At 69.0% G+C, this 15973-nt stretch carries 15 protein-coding genes and 1 other RNA gene; 9 read left to right on the plus strand and 7 right to left on the minus strand.

Annotated features, from left to right (window positions below):
* Window positions 1-41: 41 nt before the first annotated feature.
* Window positions 42-965, minus strand: coding sequence for a 50S ribosomal protein L11 methyltransferase (locus tag AC1DSZ_RS09030; RefSeq protein ID WP_476838042.1), 924 nt, complete (start codon window positions 963-965; stop codon window positions 42-44).
* A 111-nt stretch (window positions 966-1076) separates the two neighbouring features.
* Between AC1DSZ_RS09030 and AC1DSZ_RS09035 the strand changes: the two genes are divergently transcribed.
* The 3 genes from AC1DSZ_RS09035 (at window position 1077) to AC1DSZ_RS09045 (ending at window position 2777) form a co-directional block, all read left to right on the plus strand.
* Complete coding sequence (locus tag AC1DSZ_RS09035) at window positions 1077-2219, plus strand: YihY/virulence factor BrkB family protein (RefSeq protein ID WP_476838043.1); 1143 nt, start codon at window positions 1077-1079, stop codon at window positions 2217-2219.
* An 80-nt stretch (window positions 2220-2299) separates the two neighbouring features.
* Window positions 2300-2470 (plus strand): type II toxin-antitoxin system HicA family toxin, encoded by a 171-nt coding sequence (locus AC1DSZ_RS09040; RefSeq protein ID WP_476838044.1) that lies wholly within the window; start codon window positions 2300-2302, stop codon window positions 2468-2470.
* A gap of 10 nt (window positions 2471-2480) precedes the next feature.
* On the plus strand, window positions 2481-2777 hold the full coding sequence (locus AC1DSZ_RS09045; RefSeq protein ID WP_476838045.1) for a type II toxin-antitoxin system HicB family antitoxin: 297 nt from the start codon (window positions 2481-2483) through the stop codon (window positions 2775-2777).
* A gap of 4 nt (window positions 2778-2781) precedes the next feature.
* Here AC1DSZ_RS09045 and AC1DSZ_RS09050 read toward each other — a convergent pair whose 3' ends face one another.
* Window positions 2782-5157, minus strand: coding sequence for an ATP-dependent helicase (locus AC1DSZ_RS09050; protein ID WP_476838046.1), 2376 nt, complete (start codon window positions 5155-5157; stop codon window positions 2782-2784).
* A 545-nt stretch (window positions 5158-5702) separates the two neighbouring features.
* On the opposite strand from AC1DSZ_RS09050, the gene AC1DSZ_RS09055 reads away from it, so the two are divergent.
* Entirely contained in the window at window positions 5703-6335 is a 633-nt protein-coding gene (locus AC1DSZ_RS09055) for a LysE family translocator (protein WP_476838047.1), read from the plus strand.
* 5 nt (window positions 6336-6340) lie between these two features.
* Here the strand turns inward: AC1DSZ_RS09055 and AC1DSZ_RS09060 are convergent, their stop codons facing one another.
* A complete protein-coding gene (locus AC1DSZ_RS09060; protein WP_476838048.1) occupies window positions 6341-6874 on the minus strand; it encodes a thioesterase family protein in 534 nt (177 codons plus the stop codon).
* Between the two features lie 119 nt (window positions 6875-6993).
* Between AC1DSZ_RS09060 and AC1DSZ_RS09065 the strand changes: the two genes are divergently transcribed.
* Window positions 6994-8421 carry an FAD-binding oxidoreductase gene (locus AC1DSZ_RS09065; RefSeq protein ID WP_476838049.1) on the plus strand — a complete coding sequence of 476 codons (1428 nt, stop codon included), beginning with the start codon at window positions 6994-6996 and terminating at the stop codon, window positions 8419-8421.
* Between the two features lie 116 nt (window positions 8422-8537).
* Window positions 8538-12449: an AsmA family protein gene (locus AC1DSZ_RS09070; protein WP_476838050.1), complete on the plus strand. Its 3912-nt coding sequence runs from the start codon at window positions 8538-8540 to the stop codon at window positions 12447-12449.
* On the opposite strand, the gene AC1DSZ_RS09075 is transcribed toward AC1DSZ_RS09070, so the two are convergent.
* From AC1DSZ_RS09075 to ssrA, 4 genes are all read right to left on the minus strand, one after another.
* Complete coding sequence (locus tag AC1DSZ_RS09075) at window positions 12431-12667, minus strand: ribbon-helix-helix domain-containing protein (protein ID WP_476838051.1); 237 nt, start codon at window positions 12665-12667, stop codon at window positions 12431-12433. The two genes, AC1DSZ_RS09070 and AC1DSZ_RS09075, sit on opposite strands and share 19 nt — an antisense overlap.
* Window positions 12664-12894, minus strand: a complete 231-nt coding sequence (locus AC1DSZ_RS09080) for a DUF4169 family protein (protein ID WP_476838052.1) — start codon at window positions 12892-12894, stop codon at window positions 12664-12666. Before AC1DSZ_RS09080 ends, AC1DSZ_RS09075 begins: the two co-directional genes overlap by 4 nt.
* A gap of 17 nt (window positions 12895-12911) precedes the next feature.
* Window positions 12912-13466 (minus strand): SspB family protein, encoded by a 555-nt coding sequence (locus tag AC1DSZ_RS09085; RefSeq protein WP_188519055.1) that lies wholly within the window; start codon window positions 13464-13466, stop codon window positions 12912-12914.
* 27 nt (window positions 13467-13493) lie between these two features.
* Window positions 13494-13860: a transfer-messenger RNA gene (gene ssrA, locus AC1DSZ_RS09090) on the minus strand.
* A 138-nt stretch (window positions 13861-13998) separates the two neighbouring features.
* Here ssrA and AC1DSZ_RS09095 point away from each other — a divergent pair.
* The 3 genes from AC1DSZ_RS09095 to AC1DSZ_RS09105 are packed head-to-tail and all read left to right on the plus strand — an operon-like array spanning window position 13999 to window position 15823.
* Window positions 13999-14793 (plus strand): thymidylate synthase, encoded by a 795-nt coding sequence (locus tag AC1DSZ_RS09095; RefSeq protein WP_476838053.1) that lies wholly within the window; start codon window positions 13999-14001, stop codon window positions 14791-14793.
* Window positions 14794-14807: 14 nt separating this feature from the next.
* Window positions 14808-15293, plus strand: coding sequence for an N-acetyltransferase family protein (locus tag AC1DSZ_RS09100; protein WP_476838054.1), 486 nt, complete (start codon window positions 14808-14810; stop codon window positions 15291-15293).
* A gap of 2 nt (window positions 15294-15295) precedes the next feature.
* Window positions 15296-15823 (plus strand): dihydrofolate reductase, encoded by a 528-nt coding sequence (locus AC1DSZ_RS09105; protein ID WP_476838055.1) that lies wholly within the window; start codon window positions 15296-15298, stop codon window positions 15821-15823.
* The last annotated feature ends 150 nt before the right edge of the window (window positions 15824-15973 follow it).

The following is a 15973-nucleotide window of genomic DNA, read 5'->3' on the forward strand; positions in this document are numbered from 1 at the left end:
GCGGCGTCAAGGCGCCGCCCGGCGGCTTCAAGGCGACCGCGTCAGAAGCTCGGGAGCGGGCCCGCGCCGCCGCTGCGCACCTGCAGGGTGGCCCAGCCTTCCAGCTCCATGCGGCGCACGAGGTGGAGCCCCTGGGCGCGGTAGGCGGCCAGCACGCCGGGCACGTCGCGCGGGATCAGGCCCGAGAGCACGACGTCCGCTCCGGGAGCCGCCACGGACGCGATGCTGGGCGCGAGGCGCATCAGAGGCCGGGCCAGGATGTTGGCGAAGATCAGGTCGTAGAACCGGCCGCGCATCAGCGCCGGATGGCCGACGCCCTTGGCGACAACCGGCTGCAGCCACGCGCCGGCCTTGTTGTTGCGCGCGTTCTGGCGCGCGGCCTCCACGGCCACGGGATCGATGTCGCCGGCCGCCACGGGCCGGTGGAGCGCCCGCGCGGCCGCGATGGCGAGCACGCCCGTGCCGGTGCCGACATCGAGCACGTGCACGGGGCGGCGCTGCTTGAGAATCTGGTCCAGCATCAAAAGGCAGCCGCGCGTGGTGCCGTGGTGGCCGGTGCCGAAGGCGAGCGCGGCCTCGATCTCGATGCCGATGCTGGCGCCCGGCACGCGGTCGCGGTCATGCGACCCATGCACGGTGAAGCGGCCGGCGCGCACGAGGCTTAGCCCGTCGAGCGACGCTTTCACCCAATCCTTCTCGGCGATGGTCTCGAAGACGATCTCGCGGGCCGCATCCTCGCCGGCCGCCAGCGCGATGAGTTCGCGCAAGGCGTCCTGGTCCGGCGGGGCCGAGAAGTAAACCTCCACCTCCCAGGCCAGCGTCACCTCGTTCTCGAAGGCCGCGGCCGCCGTCTCGGCGGGGTCGAAGCTCTCGACGAGGATGTCGGCGACCCGTCTGGCCGTGTGCTCGTCCGTGACGAGGCGCGCCAGGTGGGTGGGGCGGTTGGGATGCAGACCTTCGAGCATGCGCCCTTATACAGCGGCGTACGCCACTGTCACGGTCCGGACAGAATGGAACCGCGGTTCGCAGCCTTCGTTGCACAGGCGAGGCTCCTCCGCCCGTTTCAGGAAGCACCCATGTCCGTCTTCGCCTCCCGCTCGTTTCGGCCGCGCCGCAAGTCGCGGCTGAGCGCGACCGCCGTCAGCCTCGTCTCGATGGCGCTGGTCGGCGCAATCGCGGGCCTGCTGGAGCGCAACCCCGGAGGCGCATCCGATCGCGGTCACGACGACGAGCCGGGCCACAAGGAGCATGGAAGCCTGCTGGACGCCGCCCAGCCGGGGAGGGGACGCACGGCAACGAGCCCGGAGCAGATCCCGGCCAAGGGCTGGAAGGACATCCTGTTCCGCGTCTACGAGGAGATCAACGACGACCGCGTCATGGCGAACGCGGCGGGCGTCACCTTCTACGCCCTGCTGGCGCTGTTTCCGGCCATCGGCGCGTTCGTGGCGATCTACGGCCTGTTCGCGGACCCGCTGACGATCCAGCAGCATCTCGACCAAGCCAAGAACATCCTGCCCTACGGCGCGGCCGACATCATCGGCGAGCAGTTGAAAAGCGCGACCTCCAAGGAATCCAGCACGCTCGGCTTCACCTTCGCGATCGGCCTGCTGGTGTCGCTGTGGAGCGCCAATTCGGGCATGAAGGCGATGTTTGACGCGCTGAACGTGGCCTACAACGAAAAGGAGAAGCGCTCCTTCGTGTGGCTCAACCTGCAATCGCTGGTGTTCACGCTGGGGAGCTTCGTGTTCCTGGTGCTGACGCTCGGCACCGTCGTGGCCGTGCCGCTCGTGTTGCACACGCTGCCGCTGGGCCCGCTTGCCGGATGGGCGGTCGCGATCGCGCCGTGGTTCGTGATGCTGGGCGTGATTGTACTGGCGCTTGCGGTGCTCTACCGCTACGGCCCGAGCCGCACCGAGCCGCAATGGCGCTGGGTGTCGCCCGGCAGCCTGATCGCGGCGTTCCTGTGGCTCGCGGCCTCGGGCGGCTTATCGCTCTACGCGTCTAACTTCGCCAACTACGACAAGACATACGGCTCACTGGGCGCGGCGATTGGCTTCATGATCTGGATGTGGGTGTCCACCATCATCATCCTGGTCGGCGCGGAGCTGAACTCCGAAGTCGAGCACCAGACCGCGCGCGACACCACCAAGAAGGACGGCGCCCCCATGGGCGCACGCGGCGCCAAGATGGCTGACACGATCGGGAAGGCTAAGGCGTGAATTGCCCGGCCCGGGCGGAGTGCTAAGCTCCTGCGATTGAACGCAGGATTTAATTTATGCGATTAGAACGGGACAGCCGGATGATCATTCGGCGCCTGCGGCAAGAAGGGTGGTCGTTGCTGCGGATCAATGGATCGCATCACCATTTCGGAAAAGTCGGACATTTTGGTATCGTAACGGTGCCGCACCCGAAGCGAGATCTTCCGATTGGAACTGCGCAGGCCATCCACAAGCAAGCCGGCTGGGCATGAGGACACTGGCATGAAGCCTTATATTGTTCTTGTTTCGAAGGACCCTGACAGCGCATACGGCATGGTGTTTCCCGACGCGCCAGGATGCTTTTCGGCTGCCGACGAACTCGACGAGATTTTCGCCATGGCGAACGAAGCTCTCGAGGGTTGGACGGAGAGCATGAACGAGGGAGGCTTCCCGCTGCCTCCGACGCGTGATCTTTCACAGATCAAGGCGGACCCGGAATGGGCCGAGGATTTCAGGGACGCCGTGATGGTGCTTGCGGTGCAGCCGCCTGCCCAAGCGCGGGCGGCGGTGGCCGCCTAACCGCTCACCCGGCCCGCTGCACAAACCCGTCCAGCACCATCTTGCGGCCGGCCTTGTCGAAATCGATGGTGAGCTTGTTGCCGTCCACGGCCGCGACGGAGCCGTTGCCGAACTTGACGTGGAACACGCGGTCGCCGGTCGAGTAGGCGCTGCCGACGCTCGACTTGGCCACCAGTTCGCCCTCGATCAGCAGCGGGCCCTTGCGGGCCTGCCCGCCGCCGAAGCCGCTCTGTCGGCTTTCGCCGAAGCCGCCGCCGCCCGTCTCGCGGGATCGCGCCTGGGCGCGCTGCCAGCCGGGGGTGTCGTAGGTCGAGCCGCTGAAGGGCTGCGCCCTGTCGAAGCGGCTGCCGCCATAGCCGCCGTAATGCGCCGGCGCCTCGGTGACCTCCACGTGCGGTTCCGGCAACTCGTCGACGAAGCGCGACGGGATGGTGGACTGCCACATGCCATGGATGCGGCGATTGGAGGCGAAATAGATCTTGGCCCGGCGCCGGGCGCGGGTGATGCCGACATAGGCCAGGCGGCGCTCTTCCTCGAGGCCGGCCTTGCCGCTCTCGTCCAACGCGCGCTGGTTCGGGAACAGGCCTTCCTCCCAGCCGGGCAGGAACACCGTGTCGAACTCCAGGCCCTTGGCGCCGTGGAGCGTCATGATTGACACCTTCTCGGTGCTGTCGTTGTCCGAGGCTTCCATGACGAGCGACACATGCTCGAGGAAGCCCCCGAGATCGGGGAATTCCTCCATGGAGCGGACGAGCTCCTTGAGGTTCTCCAGCCGCCCGGCGGCCTCGGCCGTACGGTCCTTCTGCCACATGTCGGTGTAGCCGGACTCCTCGAGCACCAGCTCGGCGAGCTCGTTGTGCTTCATGCCTTCGATGCGGGAGGACCAGCGGCCGAAGGCCGACATCAATTCGCGCAGGGTGGAGCGGGGCTTGGGCTTCAGCTCGTCGGTTTCGACCATCTGGCGGGCGGCCTGCATCAGTGGGATGCGGGCCTTGCGGGCGTAGACGTGCAGTTGCTCGATGGTGGCGTCGCCGAGGCCGCGCTTGGGCGTGTTGACGATGCGCTCGAAGGCGAGGTCGTCCGTCGGGTTGGCGACGCAGCGCAGATACGCCAGGGCGTCGCGGATCTCCATGCGCTCATAGAAGCGCGGGCCGCCGATGACCCGGTAGGGCAGGCCCAGCGTCACGAAGCGATCCTCGATCTCGCGCATCTGCGCCGAGATGCGGACCAGCACGGCCATCTGGGCGGGCGAATGGCCCTTGTGCTGCAGCGCCTCGATCTCCTCGCCGATGAGGCGGGCCTCTTCCTCGGAGTCCCAGGCGCCCGTGAGCGTCACCTTTTCGCCGGGCTCATCCTCGGTGTGGAGCGTCTTGCCGAGGCGGCCCTCGTTGTGCGCGACAAGGTGGGAGGCGGACGCCAGGATGTGGCCCGTGGAGCGGTAGTTGCGCTCCAGCCGCACGACGGTCGCGCCCGGAAAGTCGTGCTCGAAGCGCAGGATGTTGTCGACCTCGGCGCCGCGCCAGCCATAGATCGACTGGTCGTCGTCACCCACGCAGGAGACATTGCGGCGGCCCTGCGCGAGGAGGCGCAGCCACAGGTACTGGGCGACGTTGGTGTCCTGGTACTCGTCCACCAGTATGTATTTGAACCGCTCCTGGTAGCTCTGGAGCACGTCGGGGTGCTCGCGGAACAGGCGCAGGTTCTCCAGCAGCAGGTCGCCGAAATCGGCGGCGTTGAGCTGCTTCAGGCGGGCCTGGTAGGCGGCGTAGAGCTTGCCGCCGCGGCCATTCGCGAAGGCGGCGGATTCGCCGGCCGGGATCTTGTCGGGCGTGAGGCCGCGGTTTTTCCAGCCGTCGATGAAGGCCGCGAGCGCGCGGGCGGGCCAGCGCTTCTCGTCGATGTCCTCGGCCTGGATGACCTGCCGCATGAGGCGGATCTGGTCGTCCGTGTCCAGGATGGTGAAATCCGAGCGCAGGCCGACGAGCTCGGCGTGGCGACGCAGGATCTTGGTTCCGACGCTGTGGAAGGTGCCGAGCCAGGGCATGCCCTCGGCCACGCCGCCGAGCAGGTGGCCGACACGCTCCTTCATCTCGCGCGCGGCCTTGTTGGTGAAGGTGACGGCGAGGATCTGGGACGGGTAGGCGAGCCCGGTCGCGATGATGTGGGCGATGCGGGTGGTGAGCACGCGCGTCTTGCCGGTGCCCGCGCCGGCGAGCACCAGCACGGGACCCTCGGTGGTCTCGATCGCGCGGCGCTGCTCGGGGTTGAGGTTCTGAAGGTAGTTGGCCTGCTGGCCGCCCGACACGCTGGCGCGGGCCCGCGCGGCAAGGCCGCCGGGACGCGGCTGGTAGTCGTCGTCGAGGCTGAGTGGATTGCTCACGAATGATGTCCGTCGAGGCGACCGATGCGGACCCGCCGCAAGGGTGCGGCGGCGAGGCACATCAGAACGGTCGCGCTGGTTCCGATTCGTTCTCCCGCCAAAATGAAGCGAAAGGGCGGCGGAGTCGACGGGAAGCCGTAAAGGATAGATCTCAGCCGCCGTGCGCGGATGTTCTCCGGCACGTGCAGAGTTCGCAATGCGGGCATTCAGACAGCCTGAGCCGTAAAAAGCGGCTCAACAGGCTTGCGCGCTTGCGTGGCTTGTTCCTCGTGCGTGGCTGCGGACAAGGTTGTCCTGCCGCCATCGCCGGGATAGCTGTGTCCATGGTCATGATGACGTCCCTCCGCATGCATCGTTGTTATGCGCATGCGATTTGGACTGAGTTGTACGGCAGTTGAATTGCGATCAGGTGAAACAACACTCTGAATCGACTATGAAGTTGCTGCATTTCTTGGTTGTATTGCTCTCTATCTAGCGTCAGGATTGCGTCGCCCGATCTTGCCCGGCGGTGGCCGGTCATGTGATCTTGCGGCGGGGGGAAAACGATGTCGCAAGCGCTATTCTGGGCCACCGTGGTGGCGGGTTTTATCTACGCGGTCACGCCGGGGCCCGCCTTTCTGGCCGTGTTCGCGCTCGCGGCGCAGCATGGGCGCGGCGCCGGGGCCCGGTTTCTGTTCGGCCATCTGGCCGGGGACCTGCTCTGGGGGGCGCTGGCGCTGGCCGCCATCGTGGGCGTGAACCAGATCGGCCCGGCGCTGTTCGATGCGCTCGGCGTCGGCTGTGGGCTCTATCTCATCTACCTCGGCTGCAAGGCGGCGTTCTCGCGGGGCGGCGGCGAGCCGGCGATCATCGGGAGCCTGCGGCCGATCCGGGCCGGGCTGCTGTTCGGCGTCACCAATCCGAAGTCCTATCCGGTGTCGCTGGCCGTCTTCACCGCCCTGACGGTGCGCTACGCCGCCGAGATCGACTGGAGCGCCGCGCCGGCCCTGATGGGGGCCGCCGTGATCGGGTTCTTCCTGGGCTACATCGTGGTGCTGTTCTGGGCGGGGCTGCCGCTGGTGCGGCGCTTCTTCCTGAAGCACGGCCGCGTGGTGACGCGGGTCGTGGGCGTGATGTTCATCCTGTTCGGGGCGAAATCGCTGGTGGACGCGGGACGCAGCGTCGCGTCGCGGGCCTGACGGGGTTAGTGGACCCCGGACGCCGCCGCGCGGGCGCGGGCCGGCATGCCGATGACGCGGCCCAGCGCCTCCGGGCGGGGCAGGCCCGAATGGGCGGCCTTCATGATCGCCAGGCTGGCAAACACGTCCGGCGGGAAGGGCGCGACCTTGCGCGCGTCCAGGTCGACGTGGAGCATCATGTTCTCCGAGATGGCCGACAGCCAGAACTCGGAGGCGTGGCGCAACTCCATGTAGACGTGGAGGCGCTTCTCGTCGAAATCGAGCAACTGGATTGTGGCCCGCACGGGATCTTCCAGGCGCAGCTCGCGCTTGTACTGGACATGGCACTCGGCCGTGAAGTAGGAGGCGCGGCGCTCGCGGACATAGTCCTCGCCCAGCCCCACCATCGCGAAGGCCTCGTCGACGGCGCGATCGAACAGGACGTTGTAGTAGGCCATGTTGAGATGGCCGTTGTAGTCGATCCAGCCGGGCTCGATCCTCATCGTGGAGGAGACGAAGGGGGCGAAAAAGAACGCGGCGCTCTCGGGGGTCCGTGGCATGAAACCCTTCTGGTCTCGATCTCGACGGGCGCGCCCCCGCGCTTCGGCGGGCGGCAGGTTGCCGGTTGCGGCAAGCCGGCTAGGATGATCCCCAAACAGCCACGCGAAGGCAAGACGCAATGACGATTTCACCCGCCGCACAGGCGTTCGAGAAGCCCGCACGGCCCGACGCCGAGGCGCTTGCGGCGGTCACGCTGGAGCTCACGCGGCAATTCGGCAACCGGACGGTGACCAGCCAGGCGGTGCGCGAGCAGCACGGGCACACGCTGACCTGGGTGGCGAACCAGCCGCCGGACGTCGTCGTCTATCCGGAGACCACCGAGGAAGTGGCCGCCATCGTGCGGCTCTGCGCGCAGCATCGCGTGCCGATGATCCCGTTCGGCACCGGCACCTCGCTGGAGGGGCACGTGAACGCGCCGTTCGGCGGCGTCTCCATCGACACCAGCCTGATGAAGCGCATTGTCGCCGTGCACGCGGAGGACCTCGACTGCGTGGTGGAGCCGGGCGTCACCCGCAAGATGCTGAACGAGCACCTGCGCGACATGGGGCTGTTCTTCCCCATCGATCCGGGCGCGGACGCATCGCTGGGCGGCATGGCGTCGACGCGGGCGTCGGGCACCAACGCGGTGCGGTACGGCACCATGAAGGACAACGTGCTGTCGATCACGGCCGTGCTGCCGAACGGCGAGATCGTCAAGACGGCCCGGCGGGCGCGCAAGTCCTCGGCGGGCTACGACCTCACCCGCCTGCTGATCGGCGCGGAGGGCACGCTGGGGGTCATCACCGAGCTGACGCTGCGGCTGCATGGCATCCCGGAGGCGGTGTCGGCGGGCGTGTGCTCGTTCCCGAGCATCGCGGCGGCGTGCGACGTCACCATCGCGACCATCCAGTCGGGGCTGCCGGTGGCGCGCATCGAGCTGGCGGACGCCGCGCAGATGCGGGCGATCAACCTTTATTCCAAGCTGTCGCTGCCCGAGCAGCCGATGCTGTTCGTGGAGTTCCATGGCACCCATGCGGGCGTGCGCGAGCAGGCCGAACGCTTCGGCGAGATCGCGGCCGAGTTTGGCGGCGGCGCCTTCGAGTGGGCGACCAAGCCGGAGGACCGGACGCGCTTGTGGCAGGCCCGGCATGACGCCTATTGGGCCGCGCACGCGCTGCGGCCGGGGGCCAAGAGCCTGTCCACGGACGTGTGCGTGCCGATCTCGCGGTTGGCCGAATGCGTGGAGGCGACGCAGGCCGACATCGCCGAGACGGGGCTGCTCGCCCCCATCGTCGGGCATGTGGGCGACGGCAACTTCCACGTGCTGCCGCTGTTCGACGCGGACGACCCGGCCGAGGTCGCCAAGGTGAGCGCCTTCGTGGAGCGCATCGTCGAGCGGGCGCTCGCGATGGAGGGCACGTGCTCGGGCGAGCACGGCATCGGCCAGAAGAAGATGAAGTACCTCCCGATGGAGCATCCGCCCGCGACGATCGACGCCATGTGGGCAATCAAGCGGGCGCTGGATCCGCAGAACATCATGAATCCGGGCAAGATCCTCCCCTCGTGACATCCCGGACACGCCGAATGGGCGAATGAGGCGGGCGGCGCGCCCGCGTCACCCTCGCGCCATAGAGTCGGCTAAGGTGGGCTAGCTTCGAAACCCAAGAGCCGAGACCCTTTTTCTTGCGTGATCTTCTGACCGGCCTGGCCATCCTGGTGATCGTCGCCCTCGCGACGGCGCTGGTCGGACCGTATTTCGTCGACTGGACGGCGCAGCGTCCGCGGATCGAGGAACGGCTTACGCAAGCCTTCGGCCTGCCTGTCACGGTGGCGGGGCCGATCGAGGTCCGGCTGCTGCCTTCGCCGCATCTCGACCTGCAGACCGTGTCGGTGGGGCAGGCGGGTCGCGGGCTGACCTTGTCGGCCGACCGGGTGCTCGCCGAGATCTCCGTGATGCCGCTGCTGCGCGGCGACATCCGGGTGGTGGAGGCGACGCTGGACCGGCCGCTGCTGGAAGCGACCGTGACGCCGGAGGGCGCCATCCAGGGCCAGAACGCCATGGCGCAGGCGAGCGACGGCCTGCGCGCCGCCGCTATCGAGCGGCTCGTGCTGCGCGACGGAACCGTGCAGGTGCGCGACGCCGCTTCGGGCCGGGTCTCGGCGCTTGAGGACATCGACGGCGAGGCGGACGCGCAGTCGCTGCTGGGGCCGTGGCGGGCCAATCTGCGCGCCCGTATCGGCGACAACCCGGTGGACCTGCGTCTCGCGACGGGCGCGCCCGAAGAGCAGGGGACGCGCGTCAAGCTCGTGCTGCAGGCCATCAACGGGCACCAGCGCGGCGAGGCGGACGGCCGGATCCAGTTCGACGCCGCGGGCGTCGCGGCGTTCGACGGTCGCCTTCTGGCGGGCGGACGCCTGCGCTGGCCCGACAAGGACGGCTTCGCGCTCCGGCCTTGGACGCTGGGTGCCAATCTGCGCCTGCGCAATCGCACGGGCGACCTGAGCCAGGCCGAGATCGAGGCCGGCGGCGACGAAATCCCGGTGAAGCTCAGCGGCTCGGGCCAGCTCGACCTGCAGGGCGAGCCGCGCCTCGCGTTGACGCTGGAAGCCAAGCAGATCGATCTCGACAAGCCGTTCACCCTGCAAGGGCGCACCGCGCCCGCGCCGGCCGAGGTTCTCGGCGCCTGGATCAACGCGTTCGGGATGGACGATGCGGGCGCGAGCCCACCGCTGCGGGTCGCCGTGGGCGTGAAGGTCGGCTCGCTTCTCGTGGGCGGCGACGTGGTGAGCGGCGCCCGGGCGTCTTTGGCGCTGGGCGGGCCCGGGCTCACGATCGAGCAGTTCCAGGCCACGCTGCCGGGTTCGAGCGACCTGCAACTCGCCGGCCAGGCAGGGTTCGGGCAAGGCGGCCGCCTCGACGGCCACATCCGCGTCACGTCCAAGGACGCCTCCCGGATGCTGGGCTGGGCCGAGGCCGAGCGTTCCGGGCGGTCGAACCGGCTCGGCGACGCCAAGGACATGGCGGCCGAGGCGGACGTTTCGCTCTCCTCCGCCGTGATGGCGGCGCGCGGGCTGAAGCTGCGGGTGGAACGCTCGACGCTGCAGGGAACGGTGCGCTTCACGCCGCCGGAGGCAACCACGCGGGGACGCTTCGAGGCCCAGTTGACCTCGGACGGCCTCGCGATCGAACAGGCTCCGGACGTGTCCACGCTGGCGGCCGCCGCGCAGGGTGTCGACGTCGCGATCACTCTCAACGCCCGCAATGTTCGTGTCGGGCAGGCGCGCGGGCCAACGGTTGGCGCGGGGCGGCTCAGCGTGAAGCTCTCGGTTGGGGCCGAGGGCGTTTCCATCGACATGCTCGACATCGCCGACGTGGGCGGCGCGTCCGTGACGGCGTCCGGTCAGGTCGGCGAGAAGGGCGGGCGGCTGGACGCGACCGTGGATGCGCGCCGCGTGGAGCCGCTGGCCGAGCTGCTGAAAAAGGTCGCGCCGGGCCGCTTCCCGGGGCTGCTCGCCACACGGGCGGCCGCGCTCAGCCCGCTGAAGCTGAAGATCTCGGCCACGCGCGCGGCCGGCGCGGCGGGGGCGACCGAGATCAACCTGGACGGAACGGCGGCCGGGTCGCGGCTGGCCGGCGCGGCGACGCTCGGGGGCGGCCAATCGGCCGACCGGGTGACGATGAATTTCAAGCTGGATGCGACCGAGAGCGCGCCGTTCCTGCGTCAGCTTGGTTTCGAGGTGCTGCCATTGTCGGGCTTCGGTCCCGGCCGCCTCGCCGTGGACGTCGACGGCCGCTTTGGCGGCGGGGCGACGTTGAGGCTGTCCGGCTCGGCGGCAGGCTCGACGCTCGCCGGCGAAGGGCGGATCGGCCAGACCACGGCCGACCCCGACGTGGCGGGCGTGTTCACGCTGAGCGCGGCCGATGCGGCGCCGCTGATGCAGCTACTCGCCCTGCCGGGACCAGACAGCCTGAGCCGCGCGCCGCTGCAGGCGAAGGCCAGCGTGACGATCGCCGAAGCCAAGTGGGCGCTGTCGGACCTGAGCGGCCAGTATGGCGGGCAGCCTTTCAGCGGCAAGCTCGCGCTCGATCTGGAAAAAGCCACGCTTGACGGCGCGCTGGCGTTCGAGCGCCTCGCTCTGGCGGGAGTCGCGGGCCTTTCGCTGGGGCAGAGCCAACCGCCCATCGCGGGCGCTCTCTGGTCGTCGAGCCGCTTCGGGCCGGTGTTGCCGCCGCCCTTCGCGACGCAACTCGCCATCTCGACGAAGGCGCTCGACCTCGGCCAGGGGTGGACGGCGAACGACGCGCGCTTCGCGCTGCGCTGGACGCCCGACCTTCTGGAGGTGTCGCAGGCGCAGGCCGCCTTCATGGGCGGGTCGGTCGGGGGCGGTTTCCAGGTGCGCCGCCAGGGCGGCCTCGCCAACGCGTCCGGCAAGTTCAGCCTTGCGGGCGTCTCGCTGCCGGCCTTGCTGCCCGACGCCGGGATGGCCGGGTCTATGGACGGCGAGATCGACGGCGCCGCGGCGGGCGAAACGCCGTCCGCGCTCGTGGCCGCGCTCTCGGGCGGGGGGCGCACACGGATCCGGTCGCTCATCATCCCGCGGTTCGACCCGGCGGCCTTGCCCGCCGTGGCGGCGTCGCTCGACGCGCAAAGCGAGGTCGGGGATGTCCAGAAGGTCGCGGCGGCGTTGCGGACGGCGCTGGACCGCACGGGACTTCAGGTCGCCCAGCTCGATCTGCCGGTTACGCTGAGCAATGGGGTGGCCCGGCTGGGGCCGGCGTCGATCCAGGGCGCCACGGCGGCGCAAGGCTCCGCGACCTTCGATCTGCGCACCGCCCGGTTTGACGGCCGTGCCGCGCTGTCGGCGGAACCGCCGCCGGGTTGGTCCGGCCCCGCGCCGCAGGCGGGGCTGTCCTGGCGCAAGACACGGACCGGGCCAGCCGAGCGCGAGCTCGACGTGTCCCTGCTGACCAACACGCTGACCACCCACGCGGTGGCGCGCGAACTCGAAAAGGTCGAGGCCGCCGAAGCAGACCTGCGCGAACGCTCCTTCTTCGTGCGCCGCCTCAAGGCCGAGCGTGACCGGCTGGAGCGCGAGCGCCAGGAAGCAGAGGCCGCCCGGGCCGCCGAGGAGGCGCGGATTGTAGAAGAGGCCCGCAAGGCCGAGGAAGCCCGGATCGCGGCTGAAACCAAGCGCCTCGAGGAGCAGCGGGCGGCCGAGCGAAAGGCGCGCGAGGAGCAGGCGCTCCGCGAGCAGGCGGCGCGCGACCAAGCCGAGCGCGAACAGGCGGCGCGCGACGCCGCCGCGGAAGCGGCCCGCAGGGAGGCCGCAAGAATCGAAGCCGCGAGAATCGAAGCCGCAAGGATCGAAGCCGCGCGAACCGAAGCCGTGCGTCTCGACGCCGAACGGCAGCGCGTGGAGGCCGAACGGGCCGCGCGGGCCCAGGCGGCGCGTGAGACGGCTCCGGCGACCAAGGACGACTCAGGAGCGGCCGAGGCGGCCCGCATCATGGGCCAGGCCGCTCCCGACCTTCGCGTCCCGCAAAGCCCCGGCAAGCCGGCCTTCTCGGAGCCTGTTCAGCCGTCGGCGCCCTGACGGCGGTAATGCGCGAGAACCGCGATCCGGATCGCGGAGGACAGGTTCTCGCCGTTGCGCGCGGCGTCGATGGCGGCGATCAGGCCGTTGAGGCTCGTGTCGCGCGCCTGCGCGATCTCCTTCAGGGCGTCCCAGAAGGGCTCCTCGATCGACACGCTGGTGCGATGGCCGGAGAGCAGCACGGAGCGCTTCACCACGCGCGAGTGGGGCGCGCTCATTGCTTGTCGTCGGGGGCGCGGTCGGGCTCGCCCCGGGGACCTTCAGGCTGACCGCCTTCGAGGCGATGTCCTTCGAGGCGCTTGGCGGCGAGGTCGTCGATTTTCGCGGTGAGGGTGCGCTCGGCCTTGGGCCGGCCGAAGCGGGCGCGGTTTTCATCCGCCTTGGCGTCGGCCTGGGCGCGCGCCTTGGTTTTGCGGGCGCGCCGCAGGTTGATGATCTCGGCCATGCCCAGCCGCCGCCGGATCAGGTCTTCTTGCGGAACGCGTCGAGGCTGACGACCTGCGCGCCGGACTTGTCGTCCGCGTCGGCGTCCTCGCCCTTGTCGGCCGCGGGCTCGCTCGCTTCCACCTTGCGCAGGGGCAGGGCGGCCGGCGCCGAGGCGATCGGCGTCGGGGCGGCGTCCTCGTCGGGCTCGGCTTCGTCGTTGTCGGCGCTTTCGGCGCCGGACAGCTCAAATTTGAGGCCGAACTGCACGGACGGATCAAAGAAGCCCGTCAGGGCGTCGAACGGGATCAGCAGGCGCTCGGGGATGCCCGAGAAAGACAGCCCGACCTCGAAGGCGTGCTCGGTCTGCGACAGGTCCCAGAACTGGTGCTGCAGCACGATCGTCATCTCCTCCGGGTACTTCTCGCGAAGCCTGCTGGAGATGCGCACGCCCGGGTCGCCCGTGCGGAACGAGATGTAGAAATGGTGTTCGCCCGGCAGGCCCACCGTGGCGGCGTCGGCGAGGACCTTGCGGACAACGCCCTTGAGCGCGTCCTGCACCAGAAGGTCGTAGCGGATGAGGTCCTGCGGCATTCCCGAACCGGAGCGGAGAAAAAGGAAAGTGGAGGCTTCTGTTGCCAGGCGCCTCCGAGCCCCGCCTTACGGTGCTACCCGCAAGGGCTTTGTTTAGGTTTCAGAAACCGCTTACGCGGCCACCGCAACCTGAGCATAGTTGTCGTTGGCAACTATAAGTTTAGCCCGATAACGGCGGTACCATGCCGAGCGAAAGAGCACCTTTTACACCCACGTCGATCCTGTTTCGCCCCCGCCGGAGCCCAGCTCCGGAGAGCCGAGACTGGGTTCTGGTGGAGGCGCCGGGTACCGCCCCCGGGTCCGTAAGGCTTATTCTGATGACCGTTTATCGCTATAGACGCCCTTGCGGGCGACGGAGGTGAATATAGGGCCTCGGCTTCGCGAACGGAAGGGGCGGGGGGCGAAAACCGTCCTGGCCGGCGCCTGGGCGGCGCATACTCCAAGCGGAATATCGGAAAAGTTGTGAAGATGAGCGCGCCGGTGATGGCCGGCGGGCCGCAATGGCATAAGGTCCGGCCAAGAGGATTCTGCAATGCAAGCCTATCACGACCTCCTCCGCCGGGTGATGACCGAGGGCGTCCGCAAGGCGGACCGCACCGGAACGGGCACGCTCAGCGTGTTCGGCCACCAGATGCGCTTCGACCTAGCCGACGGCTTCCCGATGGTGACGACCAAGAAGCTGCACCTGAAATCCATCGTGCACGAGCTTCTTTGGTTTCTGGCCGGGGACACCAACGTGTCCTACCTCCAGGCCAACGGCGTGAGCATCTGGGACGAGTGGGCCGACGACGAGGGCGAACTCGGGCCGGTCTACGGCAAGCAGTGGCGCAGCTGGGAGAAGCCCGGCGGCGGCACGGTGGACCAGATCCGCTGGGTGCTGGACGAGATCCGCCGCAATCCCGATTCGCGCCGGCTGGTGGTGTCGGCCTGGAACCCGGCCGACCTCGACAAGATGGCGCTGGCGCCGTGCCACTGCCTGTTCCAGTTCTATGTCGCGGAGGGGCGGCTCTCCTGCCAGCTCTACCAGCGCTCGGCCGACATTTTCCTCGGCGTGCCGTTCAACATCGCCAGCTATGCGCTGTTGACCGCCATGGTGGCGCACGTGACCGGGCTGAAGCCGGGCGAATTCGTGCATTCCTTCGGCGACGCGCACCTTTATTCCAACCACATGGAGCAGGCGAAGCTGCAGCTTTCGCGCACGCCGCGGCCGCTGCCCCGGCTGATCCTGAACCCCGACGTGAAGAGCCTGTTCGATTTCGCGTATGAAGACGTGATCATCGAGGGCTATGAGCCGCACCCCGCGATCCGCGCGCCGGTGGCGGTCTGAATTCCGGACCTTTCATGAACCCGCATATCCGCCCCGCCCTTCGCGGCGACGCCCCGCTCGTGATGCAGCTCATCCGCGAGCTCGGCGAATATGAGCGCCTGGCGCACGAGATCGACGCCACGCCAGAGATGATCGAGGAGGCGCTGTTCGGCGGCGAGCCGCGCGTGTTCTGCGACATCGCCGAATGGGCCGGTCAGCCGGTCGGCTTCGCGCTGTGGTTCTACAATTTCTCCACCTTCCGGGGCCGGCACGGCATCTACCTGGAAGACCTGTTCGTGCGGCCGGACGCGCGCGGCCACGGCCTTGGCAAAGCGTTGCTCGCCAACCTGGCCAAGCGCTGCGTGGCCGAGAACCTGGCGCGGCTGGAATGGCAGGTGCTGGACTGGAACGAGCCGTCCATCGCGTTCTACACGGCGCAGGGGGCCGAGACGCTGGACGACTGGCTCAAGTGTCGTGTCACCGGCGAAGCGCTGTGGCGCCTTGCCGACCAGGCGCGCTGAAGGTGGCGCTCCCGCTCGTCAGCGTGGTGGCGGCCGCCGAGAACGGCGTGATCGGCCGCGACAACGGCCTGATCTGGCGGCTGAAGTCCGACCTGCGGCGCTTTCGCGCGCTGACGATCGGGCGGCCGCTGATCATGGGGCGCAAGACCTTCCTGTCGATCGGCAAGCCGCTGCCGGGGCGCGAGACCATCGTGCTGACGCGCGACCCGGCGTTTGCGGCCGATGGCGTCCATGTGGCGCATGGGCTCGACGAGGCGCTGCGGCTGGGGCAGGAGATCGGCGCACGGCTGGGGGCCGACAGCGTCGTGATCGCGGGCGGCGCGCAGGTCTACGCCGAAACCATGGATCTCGTGGATGCGATCCGCCTCACCGTCGTGCGGGCGAGCCCGGAGGGCGACGCGGTGTTTCCGGCCGTGAGCGCCGCGGATTTCCGGCAACTCTCGCGCGAGGATCATCCGGCCGGGCCGGACGACGAGTTCGCGTTCTCGTTCGTGGACTACGCGCGCATCCGCGCGCAGCCGGGCGGTTAAGCCTGACCGCGGCTTTTGCGCCGGATCGTCAACCATCCGGCCGAGCCTCCGTTGACGAAGCGCAGACGAGACCCCACTTCCGTGCCATAAACACGCCGCGCGCCCTCGGGCTCGCGAGCGATAACCAGCCAGAGCGGAAGAAGGACAGCT

The sequence above is a fragment of the Alsobacter sp. P4_H11 genome, assembly GCF_056400925.1.